Origin of the sequence: Paenarthrobacter sp. YIM B13468, assembly GCF_042788025.1 — a bacterium.
In the GTDB taxonomy this organism is placed as follows: domain Bacteria; phylum Actinomycetota; class Actinomycetes; order Actinomycetales; family Micrococcaceae; genus Arthrobacter; species Arthrobacter aromaticivorans.
In genome coordinates, this window is record NZ_JBHZPI010000025.1 from 13,215 (window position 1) to 30,299 (window position 17,085).

General features: G+C 62.4%; 14 protein-coding genes. 9 read left to right on the top strand and 5 right to left on the bottom strand.

What is annotated here, in order from left to right; translation table 11 throughout:
- Window positions 1-10: 10 nt before the first annotated feature.
- Genes sufD through ACFX4T_RS20735 form a run of 3 tightly spaced genes read right to left on the bottom strand, consistent with a single transcriptional unit; the run spans window position 11 to window position 3,611 of the window.
- Window positions 11-1,324: a Fe-S cluster assembly protein SufD gene (gene sufD / locus ACFX4T_RS20725; RefSeq protein ID WP_377653813.1), complete on the bottom strand. Its 1,314-nt coding sequence runs from the start codon at window positions 1,322-1,324 to the stop codon at window positions 11-13.
- A 2-nt stretch (window positions 1,325-1,326) separates the two neighbouring features.
- A complete protein-coding gene (gene sufB / locus ACFX4T_RS20730) occupies window positions 1,327-2,790 on the bottom strand; it encodes a Fe-S cluster assembly protein SufB (RefSeq protein ID WP_223932865.1) in 1,464 nt (487 codons plus the stop codon).
- Window positions 2,790-3,611 (bottom strand): helix-turn-helix transcriptional regulator, encoded by an 822-nt coding sequence (locus tag ACFX4T_RS20735; protein WP_377653815.1) that lies wholly within the window; start codon window positions 3,609-3,611, stop codon window positions 2,790-2,792. The genes sufB and ACFX4T_RS20735 overlap by 1 nt, the downstream gene beginning before the upstream one ends.
- Window positions 3,612-3,720: 109 nt before the next feature.
- Between ACFX4T_RS20735 and ACFX4T_RS20740 the strand changes: the two genes are divergently transcribed.
- From ACFX4T_RS20740 to ACFX4T_RS20750, 3 genes are read left to right on the top strand one after another with little or no spacing between them, the layout of a single operon-like run.
- Window positions 3,721-4,686, top strand: a complete 966-nt coding sequence (locus ACFX4T_RS20740; protein ID WP_377653817.1) for an ABC transporter ATP-binding protein — start codon at window positions 3,721-3,723, stop codon at window positions 4,684-4,686.
- Entirely contained in the window at window positions 4,683-5,447 is a 765-nt protein-coding gene (locus ACFX4T_RS20745; RefSeq protein ID WP_216925777.1) for an ABC transporter permease, read from the top strand. The genes ACFX4T_RS20740 and ACFX4T_RS20745 overlap by 4 nt, the downstream gene beginning before the upstream one ends.
- A gap of 30 nt (window positions 5,448-5,477) precedes the next feature.
- The gene (locus tag ACFX4T_RS20750; protein WP_377653820.1) at window positions 5,478-6,422 is read left to right on the top strand and encodes a heme A synthase; all 945 of its coding nucleotides are present in this window, start codon (window positions 5,478-5,480) and stop codon (window positions 6,420-6,422) included.
- A gap of 628 nt (window positions 6,423-7,050) precedes the next feature.
- Here the strand turns inward: ACFX4T_RS20750 and ACFX4T_RS20755 are convergent.
- On the bottom strand, window positions 7,051-8,013 hold the full coding sequence (locus ACFX4T_RS20755) for a heme o synthase (protein ID WP_223946059.1): 963 nt from the start codon (window positions 8,011-8,013) through the stop codon (window positions 7,051-7,053).
- A gap of 438 nt (window positions 8,014-8,451) precedes the next feature.
- Between ACFX4T_RS20755 and tkt the strand changes: the two genes are divergently transcribed.
- From tkt to pgl, 6 genes are read left to right on the top strand one after another with little or no spacing between them, the layout of a single operon-like run.
- Entirely contained in the window at window positions 8,452-10,569 is a 2,118-nt protein-coding gene (gene tkt, locus ACFX4T_RS20760; protein WP_377653892.1) for a transketolase, read from the top strand.
- Window positions 10,570-10,591: 22 nt separating this feature from the next.
- Window positions 10,592-11,710, top strand: coding sequence for a transaldolase (gene tal, locus ACFX4T_RS20765; RefSeq protein WP_223946062.1), 1,119 nt, complete (start codon window positions 10,592-10,594; stop codon window positions 11,708-11,710).
- Window positions 11,711-11,716: 6 nt separating this feature from the next.
- Window positions 11,717-13,348 (top strand): glucose-6-phosphate isomerase, encoded by a 1,632-nt coding sequence (locus ACFX4T_RS20770; protein ID WP_377653823.1) that lies wholly within the window; start codon window positions 11,717-11,719, stop codon window positions 13,346-13,348.
- 15 nt (window positions 13,349-13,363) lie between these two features.
- Window positions 13,364-14,920, top strand: a complete 1,557-nt coding sequence (gene zwf, locus ACFX4T_RS20775) for a glucose-6-phosphate dehydrogenase (RefSeq protein WP_216925782.1) — start codon at window positions 13,364-13,366, stop codon at window positions 14,918-14,920.
- Window positions 14,917-15,858 carry a glucose-6-phosphate dehydrogenase assembly protein OpcA gene (locus ACFX4T_RS20780; RefSeq protein ID WP_216925783.1) on the top strand — a complete coding sequence of 314 codons (942 nt, stop codon included), beginning with the start codon at window positions 14,917-14,919 and terminating at the stop codon, window positions 15,856-15,858. Before zwf ends, ACFX4T_RS20780 begins: the two co-directional genes overlap by 4 nt.
- Window positions 15,848-16,666 (top strand): 6-phosphogluconolactonase, encoded by an 819-nt coding sequence (gene pgl, locus ACFX4T_RS20785; RefSeq protein ID WP_216925784.1) that lies wholly within the window; start codon window positions 15,848-15,850, stop codon window positions 16,664-16,666. The genes ACFX4T_RS20780 and pgl overlap by 11 nt, the downstream gene beginning before the upstream one ends.
- Here the strand turns inward: pgl and ACFX4T_RS20790 are convergent.
- Window positions 16,619-17,014: an RNA polymerase-binding protein RbpA gene (locus tag ACFX4T_RS20790; RefSeq protein WP_216925785.1), complete on the bottom strand. Its 396-nt coding sequence runs from the start codon at window positions 17,012-17,014 to the stop codon at window positions 16,619-16,621. The two genes, pgl and ACFX4T_RS20790, sit on opposite strands and share 48 nt — an antisense overlap.
- Window positions 17,015-17,085: the final 71 nt, after the last annotated feature.

The following is a 17,085-nucleotide window of genomic DNA, read 5'->3' on the forward strand; positions in this document are numbered from 1 at the left end:
GCCTGGTCTGCTAGTTGTCGGTCGCGGCGAGTTCGCGCTCAACAGCAGCGGTCAGGCGTTCTTCGATTGCCGGGACGTTGATCTGCTGGATGATCTCGTTGAGGAAGCCTCGAACCACCAGGCGGCGGGCAACCTTTTCCGGGATGCCGCGTGCCATGAGGTAGAAGAGGTGCTCGTCGTCGAAACGGCCGGTGGCGCTGGCGTGGCCGGCACCCTCGATGAGTCCCGTCTCGATTTCCAGGTTCGGCACAGAGTCCGCACGCGCGCCGTCCGTCAGGACCAGGTTGCGGTTGGCCTCATAGGTGTCGGTGCCTTCTGCTTCCTTACGGATCAGGACGTCGCCCACCCACACAGTGTGGGCATTGCGGCCCTGCAGCGCACCCTTGTACAGCACGCGCGACTTGCAGTTGGCCACTGCGTGGTCAACAAACAGGCGCTGCTCAAGGTGCTGACCGGCATCGGCGAAGTACAGGCCGAACATTTCGACGTCGGCACCAGGAGCGGTGAAGCGGGTGGACGGCGTAACGCGCACGACGTCACCGCCGAGGCTGACCACAATGTGCTTGAACTTCGCGTCGCGGCCGATCCTGGCCTGCTGCGCCGATGCGTGAACGGCGTCGTCTGCCCATTCCTGCAGGGACACGACAGTCAGCTCAGCGCCATCTTCGACGATAATTTCAACGTTCTCGGAAACAACAGCGGTGCCCTGGTGGTCCAGGACCACGACGGCCTTGGAGAATCGCTCTGCCACAATCACGATGTGCTGCGCGGACGGAGCGTCGCCGGAGCCGGTCACCAGGACGGAAACTTCGCTCTCGGCCTGCAGCTCAGCCGGAACCGTTACAACGGTAGCCTCGGCAAAGTTCTCCCAGCCGTTTGCGGACACGCGGTCCTCCGGGATGCCGGCCTGGCCGATGCGCTTGTCGTCGCGGCCAACGGTCTCGACGACGACGCCGGCCGGTGCGGTCACACTGACAGCCGGAGCTGCACCGTCAAGGACCTCGGTGTGGAGACCGCGCAAGCGCTTCAGCGGTGTGAAACGCCAGTCTTCTTCAAGGCCGGTCAGCGGCTTGAAGTCCTCCAGCTTGTAAGACGTGAGGCGGCCGGCGCGGGAGCTGTCCGGGATACCGACGCCGCCACCATGCGAGTGGCTCTTTACCGATGCGCCACCGAGCGGACCAGCAGCAGGCTGCTCCGACGTCGTGCTGGCGTTTGTTCCGGAGTTTAGAGGCGAAAGGTTTTCGCCTTCCTCGGTGAAGCCGTTGATAAACGGCTGGGCCGAGGGCGCGCCGATGCGCGCCTTTTCAGTAGTGATATCAGTCATTGTTAACCGACGGACCCTTCCATCTGCAGTTCAATCAAGCGGTTCAGCTCAAGGGCATATTCCATGGGCAGTTCACGGGCGATCGGCTCAATGAAGCCGCGCACGATCATGGCCATGGCCTCGTCCTCAGGCATGCCGCGGGACATCAGATAGAAGAGTTGCTCTTCGCTGACGCGGGAAACGGTGGCCTCGTGACCCATGACGACGTCGTCCTCGCGGATGTCGATGTACGGGTACGTGTCCGAGCGGGAAATGGTATCCACCAGAAGGGCATCGCAACGGACCGTGTTGGCCGAGTGCTTTGCACCTTCGCGGACCTGGACCAAGCCGCGGTAAGCCGCGCGGCCACCGCCGCGGGCCACGGACTTGGAAATGATGGAGCTCTTGGTGTTCGGTGCGATGTGCACCATCTTGGAGCCCGTGTCCTGGTGTTGGCCCTCGCCCGCAAAAGCGATGGAGAGGGTTTCACCCTTGGCGTGCTCGCCTACCAGGTAAACGGCCGGGTACTTCATGGTCACCTTGGAGCCGATGTTGCCATCGATCCATTCCATGGTGGCGCCCTCTTCGCAGATGGCACGCTTGGTGACGAGGTTGTACACGTTGTTGGACCAGTTCTGGATGGTCGTGTAGCGGACGCGGGCGCCCTTCTTCACGATGATCTCCACAACGGCGGAGTGCAGGGAGTCCGAGGTGTAGATCGGAGCCGTGCAACCTTCGATGTAGTGAACGTAGGAGTCCTCATCGGCGATGATCAGAGTGCGCTCGAACTGGCCCATGTTCTCCGTGTTGATACGGAAGTATGCCTGGAGCGGGATGTCGACGTGCACGCCCTTGGGCACGTACACGAACGATCCACCGGACCATACTGCCGTGTTCAGGGAGGCGAACTTGTTGTCGCCCACGGGGATGATGGTGCCGAAGTACTCCTGGAAGATCTCCGGGTGTTCGCGCAGGGCGGTGTCCGTGTCCAGGAAGATAACGCCCTGGGCTTCGAGGTCCTCGCGGATCTGGTGGTAGACAACTTCGGATTCGTACTGGGCTGCGACGCCTGAAACGAGCCGGCTGCGCTCAGCTTCCGGGATGCCGAGCTTTTCGTAGGTGTTCCGGATGTCTTCCGGCAGGTCTTCCCACGTTGCCGCCTGCTTCTCAGTGGAACGCACGAAGTACTTGATGTTGTCGAAGTCGATGCCCGAGAGGTCTGCGCCCCACGTAGGCATGGGCTTACGGTCGAAGTACTTCAGGCCCTTGAGGCGCAGATCGAGCATCCATTCGGGCTCGTTCTTCTTCGAGGAGATGTCGCGGACAACCTCCTCGTCGAGGCCACGACGGGCATTCGCGCCTACGTCGTTCTTGTCGGCCCAGCCGTACTCGTAGTTTCCGATACCGTGCAGTTCGGGATTCTTCTCCAGAATCTCCGAGATCACAGTGCCGTCAGCTACCGCTTTCTCTGCTAGTTGGTCCGTCATCACGGCCTTTCTTGCTGGTTGTTTGATTCCTGGTACGGGTTCCCGGACTGCTCTGCGATGCTGTGATGCACCGTGGCAGCTGGTCGCCCGGTAGGTATGTGGGTGGTGCAGACGTGCCCGCCTTGCGCCAGGGTTGAAAGACGCCGGACATCGACGCCCACCAAGCGGGAAAAGACTTTGGTTTCGCTGTCACAGAAAACAGGAAACTCTGCTGCGAGCTGCTGGATGGGGCAATGTCCCTGGCACAGCTGGACACTGGAAAATTCTGCTGGCAGTGGGGCTTTGGCCTCAATGGAATGGGCAGAGGCAACATAGCCGTCCCGGCTGAGGGCCTTGGACAAGGCCAAGGAGCGGGCCGCGATATCCTGCCCGGCGGCCGCAACTTCCGGCGCATAGCGGCGCTCCATTTCAGAGAAGCGCTCTTCAGCATATTCACGGACTGCATCCTCGCCGGCGATCTCCTGGAGTCGGCGGAGCGCGGAGCTGGCGATGTTCAAGTAGTCGTCGCCAAGCTTGGATTGCCCTTGCGAACTCAGGACATAGCGGCGCGCAGGGCGTCCCGCCCCGGCTCCCGCCTTGGCGACGCGCTTGACTTCAATTACGCCATTTCGCTCAAGGTGATCCAGGTGGCGGCGGACCGCTGCGGGCGTGAAACCAAGGAGGTCGCCCAGTTCGGCGGCACTTACGGGGCCGTTTTCCAACACTGCGCTCAGGACGCGGTCCCTGGTGCGGTCTTCCGCGTCCGGCAGCGCCGACGAAGGCGCGAAGGCCTCTGCCGCTGCGGCATGCCGCCTTGATGGCATGGAGATTGGACTCGTCATGGAATACACAACACAATCATGTCGTAATTTGTTTCATGCATCCAGTAAGGCAAGACTGACCTTAGCCACCCGCCAAATGCGACCGTACTACTTCCCGTAGAATACTCTGGTGCGATCCACCGATTCCCCTGTCCTCACTATAGACGGACTCATAAAGGATGTAGGCCCCCTGGCCTCCCTTGACGGCAAAATGCTCCGGGTTGTCAGTGGGCTGTCCATGACGGCCGGGCGGGGCCAGATTACGGCCCTTCTCGGGGCTAACGGTGCTGGCAAGACCACCACCTTGGAATGTGCCCAGGGCCTGCAGAAACGTACCGGGGGAACAATCTCCCTCCTGGGCGCAGACCCGGATACTGCGGGCGCAAACCTAAGGTCCCTGGTAGGTGTCATGCTTCAGGATGGCGGCCTCCCGCCGTCGGCCCGTCCAATCCCTTTGTTGCGTCATGTTGCCGGCATGTACCGCAATCCGATGGACGTCGACGCCCTCGTAGAGCGTCTTGGCATCGCCCAATTCAGCCGCACCAGTGTGCGGCGCTTATCAGGTGGCCAAAAGCAACGGGTGGCCTTGGCTGCCGCATTGATTGGCAACCCGGAGGTCCTCTTCCTCGACGAACCCAGCGCTGGACTGGATCCGCATTCGCGGCAGGTGGTTTTCGACCTTATTGCCGAACTGCGCGACGCCGGCATGGGCATCATCCTCACGACGCACCTGATGGATGACGCCGAGCGCTTGGCTGACTACGTCTACATCATCGACGGCGGACACAACGTCGCCGAGGGAACGGTCGCCGACCTTCTGCGGCACGATCATTCCACCGACACCGCAATCACTGACCGGACCCTCTTCTTCGATGCGCCGCCGGGACTCGAGTTCAAAGACGTCCTTGGCGCAGGTCTGCAGGTCCTGGAAACCCGGGCTGGCAGCTACTCGATCACCGGCGCACTGGGGCCCGACGACCTTGCCGCCCTGACCGCCTGGTGGGCCGCACGGAACATCATGCCGGCGTCACTCAGACTCGAGGCGCGGAGCCTCGAGGACGTTTTCCTGGACATTTCCGGAAGGGACCTCCGATGAGCAAGCTACTGTCCCCCAACGCCGGCCCCGCTTCCTTGCCTCGCCGTATTCTGCAGCAAGGCCGCTACGAGACCATCACAATGCTGCGGAACGGTGAGCAACTGATTCTTGCAGTCGTCCTGCCTCTGCTTGCTTTGGCCGGGCTGACTGTTACTCCGCTCCTCGATGGGCTCGGAGGCTCTCGTGTCGACGTGGCCACGCCGGGAATCCTCGCCCTGTGCGCAATGTCCACCGCTTTTACTGGCCAGGGCATTGCCACGGGATTTGACCGGCGTTACGGCGTTCTCCGCTTCCTCTCAACCACCCCCCTGGGACGTGGTGGCCTGATCGCCGGCAAGATACTCGCTGTGCTCGTCGTCCTCTTCCTTCAAGTGCTGGTGGTCGGGGTAGTCGCCGGACTCCTGGGCTGGCAGCCCCGGCCCGAAGCATGGCTTCCGGGCCTTGGGATCCTTGTCCTTGGTGCGGCATCGTTCACTGCGCTGGGACTCCTCGTTGCGGGAACGGTTCGGCCTGAAGCTACCCTGGCCATCACCAATCTTCTGTGGATCCTTCTCGGAGCGCTGGGCGGGATAGTTGTCCCGGCAGAAAGGCTTCCTGCCGTAGCCCAGGGCATCGTGCATTTCCTGCCCTCTGGCGCCCTCGGCCAGGCATTGCGGGATGCATTCCTGCTGGGCATTGTGCCCTTCCCCGCCGTCCTGGTCCTCCTGCTGTGGACATTGCTGGCCGGCGCCGCAGCCATTCGCTGGTTCAAGTGGAACTGACAACAAGCAGAACTGAGAGTTGAGCAAACTGTGAGCACGGCATCACGCCTCCCTAAATCCGTCCAGCGATTCACCGCCAAGCTGCCAACGGAGGTAAATCGCACTATCCAACGGCTATCGGTCCTCTCCCTGATCGGACAGACAGTGCTCGTGGTGACCGGTGGCGCAGTTCGCCTTACGGCGTCGGGCCTTGGTTGCCCCACGTGGCCGCGATGCACCGATAACTCCCTCGTCAACACGCCTGAAATGGGCATTCACGGTTTTATCGAGTTCGGAAACCGTATGCTCACGTTCGCGTTGGCGGCGGTTGCTGCACTCATGCTGGTCTACTTGTGGAATCTCCGCAAGGAACGTCGCGACCTCTTCATGCTCGCCCTTGGCCTGCTCGCGAGCATCCCTGCTCAGGCCATCATCGGCGGAATCACGGTTCTTTCCAACCTCAACCCCTGGGTTGTGGGCCTGCACTTCCTGGTATCCATGGCCTTGGTTGTCTTCGCGACTCTGCTCGTGAACCGTGCCTTCGGCCGCACCGGCCGATTCATGAAGCAGGTACTGCCTGCACTGCCTTCCGTTGCCCGCCCCGTTATGCTGGCCGTCGCCGTTTTCTCGGCAATAGCAGTCATGCTCGGCGTAGTAGTCACAGGCGCCGGTCCGCACGCAGGCGACGCAGACGCGCCGCGCAATGATCTGGACTGGGACCTTTTCTCACACATTCACGCCGTGCCCGCCTACCTGATCACAGCCGGGACACTATTGGCTGTATACCTTGTGGTCCGGCACAAGATTGGCGGCCCGTTCCGGACCGCTTCATTCCTGCTGCTCGCCGTGACGTTGCTCCAAGCCGTTATCGGGTTCACCCAGTACTACAACGGAATTCCTGCGCTTCTCGTGGGCGCACACATGCTTGGCGCAGCCCTGCTAATGAGCGCATCGACCAACGCGGCTGATATCGCCAAGTACAGCCCCGCCAAGTAGCCCCCTCTCACATCCCGACGGCTTAGGTCGGTTGCTCGATCACATCCCGACGATTCAGGGCGGTTGCTCGATCACATCCCGACGATTCAGGGCGGTTGCTCGATCACATCCCGACGGCTTAGGTCGGTTGCTCGCTCACATCCCCACGGCTTAGGTCGGTTGCTCGATCACTTTCGGACGACAAAGGCATTTGACCGCAAACGGGCCAACCGTGTCCGGACTCTATGCGACTCCCAGCACGCCTGGAGGTAGTTCGCGCCTTACCACGACAGCGGCGCGGGGATTGGGCGGGGCTATCTGGCCAGCGGCTCCCTTTGCTGGCCCTTTTACGCATTCTTCATCTGCTTCGAAGGAAGCGGTCATAGCATCCGTGCTGGCATCCACGGTCAAACGAACACCCCCGACCAGGTCAGTGGGATGTGAGCGAGCATCAGTGAAAACGCAGCGGGTTGTGCGCGAGCATCCGCCGAAAGCCCGGTGGGATGTGACAGAGCATCGAGGGGAAACGAAAGGCACGACGCCGGTACCCGGGGTGGGATGCGGCGTCGCGCCTTATTTGTGGTCGCGCCTTATTTGTGGTCGTGCCTTATTTGTGGTCGTGCCTTATTGGTGGAAGCGGCCGCGGAGGTTAGCCGCCGATGATCGGTGAGCCGATGAACGGGTCTACTGCCAGCGCGATGAAGAGTAGCGTCAGGTAGCTGATGGAGCCGTGGAAGACCTTCATGGCGCCCTTATTGGAGACGTCGCCACCCTGGGCTCGCTTGTAGAGGGCGTGGCTCTCGTACAGGAACCAGGCCCCAGCAGCGACAGCGGCAATTGTATAGACCCAGCCGGCGCCGCCAACGGGAATCATCAGGAGCGAGCAGGCAACCATTGCCCAGGCGTAAAGGACCACCTGGACGGACACAACTTTGGCCCCTGCAATTGCTCCGAGCATGGGCACCTTGGCGTTGCGGTAGTCCTCGCCGTAGCGCATGGACAGCGGCCAGTAGTGCGGGGGCGTCCATAGGAAGATAACCATGAACAGCACAATGGCAGGCCACTCAACGGTGTTGGTGACCGCGGCCCAGGCGATGAGCACCGGGAAGCAGCCGGCTGCCCCGCCCCAAACGATGTTCTGTGCGGTGCGGCGCTTCAGGATCATGGTGTAGATGACCACGTAGAAAACGATGGCACCCAAGCCAAGCCATGCGGACAACGGATTCGCGCCGAACCACAGGATGGCAATCGACGCGGCGCCGAGAATCCAGGCAAAAACCAAAGCCTCCCGTGGCGATACTTCGCCAGTAACCAGCGGCCGCTTCTCAGTGCGGTGCATCAATTTGTCGATGTCCCGGTCGATGTAGCAGTTGAACACGCCGGCGCTGCCTGCAGCGAAGGCACCCCCCACGAGAGTCGCCAGAATCAACCCGATGGATGGGAAGCCGCGCTGGGCAAAGATCATGGTGGGGAGGGTGCTGACCAGGAGCAGCTCGATGACACGGGGCTTGGTGAGAGCCAGATACGCCTTTAATTTACGGGACATTCCGATGCTTCCCCGGGCCGGGGACGCGTTGAGGGGCGTATCAGTTGTGCTCACGGCGGCAGTCACTCTGTTCTATGCTCTGGGGTTCTCGCAGCGGCTGCAGTCCGGGTTTCCGAGATGGAACCGCAGGCGCATGAACCGCTGGTGGCCTCCAGATATCATACCGTGGCTGGAAGTGCGTCCATGTCCGCAAAATACGCCAATGTTTCGGAAAGTTCACTCCGTGGCGGCGCCATCGTGATTCATATAAGGGAATTTCTGTCCAGTTAGTGGGATTCCCTGAGTCTCAGGACACGTTTGGGGCTAAGCTGTTGAGCAGATCAGCACACGTTGACAATCCGGGAAACCGTATTCTCGGAGGAGCCGTGCGTCTGGATGAAGGATCAACGTTTCAATGGTGAACGGCTGGTAGACACATTGCAGCGGGCGCCATCCTGTGCTTCCTGCGTGCCGTGTCCTACGCCTGCCGTCAGCACAGAGAGGGGCTCGGTTTTCGTGCCACATTTGGAAGAGCAAGAACTGTCATGGACCGATCTGGACCGGAAGGCTGTTGACACCGTTCGCGTGTTGGCTGCTGACGCTGTGGAGAAGGTTGGAAATGGCCACCCCGGCACGGCTATGAGCTTGGCGCCGGCAGCGTACCTGCTGTTCCAGAAGCTGATGCGCCATGACCCGAAGAACCCTGATTGGATTGGGCGTGACCGGTTCGTCCTGTCCCCCGGTCACACGTCACTGACTCTTTACATCCAGCTGTTCCTGTCCGGTTATGGACTGGAATTGAAGGACCTTGAGGCACTGCGTACCTGGGGTTCGCTAACCCCTGGCCACCCCGAGTACAAGCACACCGCTGGTGTGGAGATCACTACCGGCCCGTTGGGCCAGGGCTTGGCTTCGGCTGTTGGTTTCGCTTACTCCCAGCGCCGCCAGCGTGGATTGTTCGACGCCGATGCTCCCGCCGGTGAATCACCGTTTGACCACACGATCTGGGTTATCGCTTCCGACGGCGACCTGCAGGAAGGCGTGACGTCCGAGGCGTCCTCGCTGGCCGGCCATCAGGAACTGGGCAACCTCGTGGTGATCTACGACGAGAACCACATTTCCATTGAAGATGACACCGACGTCGCGTTCACGGAAGATGTCCTGGGCCGCTACGAAGCTTACGGCTGGCACACCCAGCGTGTGGACTGGACCAAGACCGGGGAGTACGTCGAGGACGTCCAGGAACTCTACACAGCATTGCTGGCCGCGAAGGCCGAGACGAACAAGCCGTCCATCATTTCGCTGCGGACCATCATCGGCTACCCGGCACCGAAGAAGCAGAACACGGGCAAGATCCACGGCTCGGCCCTGGGTGCCGAGGAAGTCGCAGCACTGAAGACCGTGCTCGGTTTCGATCCTGCAAAGTCCTTCGATGTTGACGAAGAGGTCCTGGCACACGCCCGCAAGGTCCTGGACCGTGGCGCCGAGTCCCGCGCTGCCTGGCAGTCCTCGTTCGAGTCCTGGCAGTCAGCCAACCCGGACGCTGCTGCCCTGTTGGAGCGCGTTGAGGCCAAGAAGCTCCCCGTGGGCATCGACGCGGCACTGCCGGTGTTCGAAGCCGGCAAGGATGTTTCCACCCGTGCAGCATCGGGCAAGGTCCTGAACGCCATCGGCCCGGTCCTTCCCGAGCTGTGGGGCGGTTCCGCCGACCTCGCCGAGTCCAACAACACCACGATTGAAGGCTCGCCCTCGTTCATTCCCACCTCGCGCTCCACCGACGCGTGGAAGGGCAATCCGTACGGACGGGTCCTGCACTTCGGTATCCGAGAGCACGCGGCTGCGTCGATCGTGAACGGCATCTCCCTGCACGGACGCACCCGTGCGTTCTCGGGCACGTTCCTGATCTTCTCGGATTACCAGCGCCCGGCCATCCGCCTCGGCGCGTTGATGGGTGTGCCGTCCCTGTACGTGTGGACGCACGACTCCATCGGCCTGGGCGAAGACGGTCCCACCCACCAGCCCGTGGAGCAACTCGCTTCGCTGCGCGCCATCCCGGGCCTGGACGTCGTCCGCCCCGGTGACGCGAACGAGGTCTCGGCAGCGTGGAAGACGATGCTGGAGAACCACGAGAACCCGGCCGGTATTGTCCTGACCCGCCAGAACATCCCCACCTACGCCCGCGGCGAAGGCACCGCAGAAGGTGACACCTTCGGTTCCACCGCTGGTGTGGCCAAGGGCGGTTACGTCCTGGCTGAGGCTTCCAAGGACGGCGAAACCGTTGACGCGCAGGTCATCCTGATCGGCACGGGCTCCGAGGTCCAGCTCGCCGTCGCGGCCCGCGAAGCGCTCCAGGCTGAAGGCATCGCCACCCGCGTTGTTTCCATGCCGTGCGTGGAATGGTTCAACAAGCAGGACGAGGCCTACCGTGAGTCCGTGCTCCCCGCCGAGGTGAAGGCACGCGTTTCCGTCGAAGCCGGCCTCGCCCTGGGATGGCGCGAATTCGTCGGTGACGCCGGACGTTCGGTCTCACTTGAGCACTTCGGTGCCTCGGCAGACTACAAGCGGTTGTTCCAGGAATTCGGCATCACTGCCGAAGCCGTCGCCGCCGCTGCAAAAGACTCCCTCGCAGGCCTGAGCGCCTGATACCTCTATCAAGGAGAAAACAATGACCAGCACCCCCACGCAGCAACTCTCCGACGCCGGCGTTTCCATCTGGCTCGATGACCTTTCCCGCAACCGCCTCCAAACGGGGACGTTGCAGAAGCTCATCGACGAAAAGAACGTCGTTGGTGTCACCACCAACCCCTCCATCTTCCACGCCGCCATCACCACCGGCACGGACTACGACGCCACCATCGCAGCCAAGGCCGAAGCCGGTGCCAGCGTCGAAGAGACCATCTTCGAGATCACCACCACGGACGTCGCCGACGCCTGCGACCTCTTCGCACCGATCGCTGCCGCGACCAACGGCGTGGACGGTCGCGTGTCCATCGAGGTGGATCCGCGCCTGGCATGGGACACCCAGGCCACGATCGCCGAGGCCAAGCACCTGCACGGCAAGGTCAACAAGGACAACGTCCACATCAAGATCCCGGCAACCCTGGAAGGCCTGGAAGCCATCACGGCAACCCTGGCCGAAGGCATCAGCGTCAACGTGACCCTGATCTTCTCCCTGGAGCGCTACCGCGCCGTCATCAACGCCTTCCAGTCCGGCCTGGAACAGGCCAAGGACAACGGCCACGACCTCTCCAAGATCCACTCCGTGGCATCCTTCTTCGTCTCCCGCGTGGACACCGAGATCGACAAGCGCCTGGATGCCATCGGCACCGACGAAGCCAAGGCCCTCAAGGGCAAGGCCGGCGTCGCCAACGCACGCCTGGCCTACCAGGTCTACGAAGAACTGTTCTCCACCGAACGCTGGGCCTTGCTCGCAGAAGCCGGCGCCCTCCCCCAGCGTCCGCTCTGGGCCTCCACCGGCGTCAAGGACCCGGCCTACCCCGACACCCTGTACGTCACCGAACTCGTCGCCCCCGGCGTGGTCAACACCATGCCGGAGAAAACCCTCGACGCAACGTTCGACCACGGCGTAGTCACCGGAGACACCATCACCGGCACCTACGCAGAAGCGAACCAGACCCTCGACGCACTCGAAGCACTCGGCGTTTCCTACAACGACGTCGTAGCCGTGCTTGAGTCCGAAGGTCTCGAGAAGTTCGTGGCCAGCTGGAAGGAACTCCTGGCCGACGTAGAAGGCGCCCTCGCCACCGCACGGAAGGCTTCCTAACCAACCATGAGCACAATCAGCTACGACGCCAGCGGTGCCGCGCAGCAGGCCATCGCCCAGAACATCACCAGCCTGGTAGACGACAAGGTCGCCACGAGGATTTTCGCCAAAGACCACACGCTGTGGGGTCCAGAAGCGGAGTCCGAGTCGGCCATCCGTCTGGGCTGGGTTGAGGCTGCCGCCGTATCGCAACCTTTGGTGGAGAGCATTCTCGAACTTCGCGATGCTCTCCGCGCCGAGGGCGTATCCCGTATTGTCCTCTGTGGCATGGGTGGCTCCTCCTTGGCTCCCGAGGTCATCGCCGGCACCGCCGGCGTCGAGCTGACTGTGCTGGACAGCACAGATCCTGAGCAGGTCAGCGCTGCTTTGACGGACCGGTTGGCGGCGACTGCAATCGTCGTGTCCTCCAAGTCCGGTTCAACTGTTGAGACCGATTCCCAGCGCAGGGTTTTCGAGAAAGCGTTCAACGACGCCGGTATCGATGCCAAGAGTCGAATCATTATCGTGACGGACCCGGGTTCTCCGCTGGACAAGGCATCCCGCGAAGCCGGCTACCGTGCGGTCTTCAACGCCGACCCGAACGTCGGCGGCCGGTTCTCCGCCCTTACCGCGTTCGGCCTGGTCCCGTGTGGCCTGGCCGGTGTGGATATCCAATCTTTCCTGGACGAGGCAGAGGAAGCGGCAGAAATCCTCAATGAGGATTCCGAGGACAACATTGGTCTTGCCTTGGGCATCGCCCTGGGCGGCACCAGTCCTCTGCGCAACAAGATCGTCATCGCCGAGGACGGTTCCGGCATTGTGGGCTTCGCTGATTGGGCCGAGCAGCTCATCGCGGAGTCCACGGGCAAGCTCGGCACGGGTGTGCTGCCTGTTGTCGCGGGCCCGGATTCCCCCGAGGCTCTTGGCGGCGCTGAGGACGTCCTGGTGGTCCGGCTGGTCAGTGCGGACGCCGACGTCGAACTTCGTGAAAACGAAGTCGCCATCGCAGGTGGCCTGGCTTCCCAGATGTTCCTTTGGGAATTCGCGACCGCCGTTGCAGGCCGGCTCCTGGGCATCAACCCGTTTGACCAGCCCGACGTCGAGGCTGCCAAAGTGGCCGCGCGCGGCCTGCTGGATGCCCGGCCTGAGCCCACTCCGGCCGCGTTCACCGACGGCGTCGTGGAAGTTCGCGGCGGCGATTGGCTCGGTAGTGCTTCCACGGCAGCCGAGGCCGTCCAGGCACTTCTGGCCCAGCTCGGCTCTGACGGCTACTTGAGCGTCCAGGCTTACCTGGACCGCATCTCCCATGCACCCCTTGAAGGCATCCGTGACGAACTCGCCGCTGTTTCCGACCGTCCGGTGACGTTCGGCTGGGGCCCTCGGTTCCTGCATTCCACGGGACAGTTCCACAAGGGCGGCCCGGCAATTGGTGTGTTCCTTCAGATCACCGCAGCATCGTCTTTGGACCTGGAAATTCCTGACCGCCCCTTCACGTTCGGGGAGCTCATTGCTGCACAGGCCTCGGGCGATGCCCAGGTCCTGGAAGGCCATGGCCGTCCCGTGTTGCGCCTGCACCTCACCGAACGTGCTGCCGGCGTAGCCCAGCTCAAGGAAGTCGTCGCTGCACTGGCCGGCCAGGCCAGCGCGCTCGAAAGCTAAGGCACAAAACCAAACATGCCAGAAACTGAAAACGGCAGGAAGAACGCCGGCCTGCGGAACCCCTTGCGGGATCCGCGGGACCGGCGCCTGAACCGCATCGCCGGGCCGTCCTCGTTGGTGTTCTTCGGAGTCACCGGCGACCTCGCCCGTAAGAAACTCATGCCGGCCGTCTATGACCTTGCCAACCGCGGCCTGCTTCCGCCCAGCTTTGCCCTGGTGGGATTCGGACGCCGTGAGTGGGACAACGCCGACTTCGCGGCGGAGGTGAAAGAGAACGTCAAGGCCCATGCGAGGACCAAGTTTGATGAGGCCGTCTGGGAACAGTTGGCTTCGGGTATTCGCTTTGTCCAGGGCGAGTTCGACGACGACGACGCCTTTGAGCGCCTCGGTGACGTCCTGGAGGAACTGGACGAGACCCGTGGCACGCGTGGCAACCACGGGTTCTACCTCTCTATCCCGCCCAAGGCGTTCGAGCAGGTGTGCCGCCAGCTGTCCAAGCATGGCCTGGCCCAGGCGAAGCCCGGGCAATGGCGCCGGGTGGTCATCGAAAAGCCGTTCGGTCACGACCTCGAGTCAGCCCGTCAGCTCAACGACATCGTCGAGTCAGTGTTCCCGCCGGATGCCGTGTTCCGGATTGACCATTACCTGGGCAAGGAAACGGTCCAGAACATCCTGGCCCTGCGCTTTGCAAACCAGCTGTTCGAACCTCTCTGGAATGCCAACTACGTTGACCACGTCCAGATCACCATGGCCGAGGACATCGGTACTGGCGGCCGTGCCGGCTATTACGACGGCGTGGGCGCGGCCCGTGACGTGATCCAGAACCACCTGTTGCAGCTCCTGGCCTTGACGGCAATGGAAGAGCCTATTTCCTTCAACGCCGATGACCTGCGTGCCGAGAAGGAAAAGGTCCTCGCGGCCGTCAAGCTGCCCGATGATTTGTCCACGCATTCCGCCCGGGGACAATTTACCGGTGGTTGGCAGGGCGGCGAGGAGGTACTCGGTTACCTGGACGAGGACGGCATTCCTGCTGATTCCAAGACCGAAACCTATGCCGCGATCCGTGTGGACATTAACACCCGCCGCTGGGCCGGGGTTCCGTTCTATCTGCGTGCCGGAAAGCGCCTGGGCCGCCGCGTGACCGAAATCGCGGTTGTCTTCAAGCGTGCACCCAACCTACTGTTCCGCGATCACAACGATGACGACTTCGGTCAGAACGCCGTAGTTATTCGTGTCCAGCCTGATGAGGGCGCCACGATCCGTTTCGGTTCCAAGGTGCCGGGCACGCAAATGGAGGTCCGCGACGTCACGATGGACTTCGGCTACGGCCACTCGTTTACCGAATCCAGCCCCGAAGCCTACGAACGGCTCATCCTGGACGTACTCCTGGGCGAACCGCCGCTCTTCCCGCGCCACCAGGAAGTTGAGCTGTCCTGGAAGATCCTGGACCCGTTCGAAGAGTACTGGGCGGGCCTGGAAGAACAACCGCAACCGTACGCACCCGGTAGCTGGGGACCGGCTTCTGCCGATGAACTCCTTGCCCGTGATGGACGAACCTGGAGAAGGCCATGATCGTAGATCTTCCCGACACAACCACCTCCAAGATCTCCAAGAAGATCATGTCGCTGCGGGAACAGGGCGGCGTGATCGCCCTGGGCCGGGTGCTGACCTTGGTGGTTGTCACGAAGTCCGGGCAGGAAGAAGACGCCATCGAGGCGGCCAACGAGGCCAGCCGCGAACACCCCTGCCGCATCATCGTGCTTGCCGATGCCGGGGCAGAAGCACCGGACCGCCTCGACGCGCAGATCCGCGTTGGCGGCGACGCCGGTGCTTCCGAAGTCATCGTCCTCCGGGGGTTCGGACACATGGCCCACGAAAGCGAGTCCCTGGTATCAGGCCTCCTGCTTCCGGACGCACCGATTGTGGCCTGGTGGCCCCACGGCGCACCGGAAAGCGCCTGCGAGACGTCCATCGGGCGTATTGCGCACCGTCGCATCACGGACTCCGCGAACGAGCCCGACCCCGCCCTGGCACTGGAGAACATTCGCCGGACTTACAAGGCAGGCGACACGGATCTCGCATGGACCCGTCTGACGAACTGGCGCATGCAGCTTGCTGCCGTGTTCGACCAGGTGGACGGGGACCCCGTCTCGGCCGTAGCGGTGGAAGGTGCTTCGGACTCTCCCAGCACTCTGCTCCTGGCAGCCTGGTTGAGCCTTGCCCTGCAAGCGCCTGTGACGATCGTTGCCGATCCGGCTGGTACCGGAATCCGCCGCGTCCGCATGACGCGTGCCAGCGGTGACGTCCAGCTTTTCCGCCCGGGATTGTCCGTGGCCGAGCTAACGCAGCCGGGTCAGCCTGCACAGCGCATCACCCTCCCCCGACGCAGCCTGAAGGATTGCCTCGCCGAAGAACTCCGTCGGCTGGACCCCGACGAAGTCTTCGGAGAAGTGATTACGATGGGACTGCCATTAACCAGTCAGAGGAGAGTCCAGACCAGTGCACGCTGATCCCAGAGTAAGTATCCACCCCGATTCCAAGGTGCTCATGGCGGCTATTGCGGCGCGCCTTATCACCAAGCTTGTGGATGTCCAGGACAAGCACGGTGAGGCCACGGTGGTCCTGACCGGAGGAACTGTCGGGATCGGTACCCTGAAGGCGGTGGCGGATTCTGCCGCGGCACCAGCTGTCGACTGGTCAAAGGTGAATTTCTGGTGGGGGGATGAGCGTTTTGTTGCAGCAGACAGCGATGACCGCAACACCCGCCAGGCACACCAGGCTTTGCTCGCCCACCTGCCGGTTGACCCTGCCCGGGTCCATGAGCCCGGTTCTTCGGACGAATTCGCATCGGCTGATGATGCTGCGGCTGACTATGCCGACAGGCTGAAGGCAGCAGCTGAGGCAGAGCATGCAGCTGACATGTCCGATACCCGTCCGGAGGAGCCCGGCGTCCTTCCGCGTTTCGACGTACTCCTGCTCGGTGTAGGTCCTGACGCGCACGTCGCTTCCCTCTTCCCGGAACAGGCCGCCATCAGGGAGAAGAACCGTACAGTGGTGGGTGTTGAAAACTCGCCCAAGCCGCCGCCGTCGCGCATCTCCTTGACTTTGCCTGCCATCAACACGGCGCAGGAAATCTGGATGGTGGTAGCGGGCGAAGACAAGGCCGGCGCTGTGGGCCTTGCCTTGGCAGGGGCCAACCCTGTTCAGGTTCCTGCAGCAGGCCCGGTTGGGCGTTCAAGGACCCTTTGGCTCATCGACGAAAACGCGGCGTCACGTGTCCCCCAGCAGTTGGTCCGGAAGGACCCCGCGGGCGCGTAACCGCTCCAACGCTCCGGCCAGGACGATTTCGGCATCCTGGCTGGAGCGTCTTTCTTTAACGTAATCCAAGTGCGACTTGAAGAGGTCATCTTCCGGCCGGGTTTCCGTAACCTGGCCTGGGTCTCTCGATGCAAGGAGGCCGCACTTGGGACAGTCCCAGTTCTTGGGTATTTGTTCGTCCGGCAGCTTAAGGAAAACAAGCCGCGTCTCGTGTCCCTTGGCGCACCAATACGGGACACGAATACGCGGCAGTTGTTCACCATCGCCGTGGTCGCTTTGATGTCGAGGAGCAGTTCCGAGTGCTACACCAACGCGGGTGCCCCGGTAACCAGGCGTGCCATGAACCATATTCGAACCCCTAGCGACTCGGTGGTTGGCCGTCACGGCCCGTAGGCCTTACGGCCAACAGGCCCAGTCTA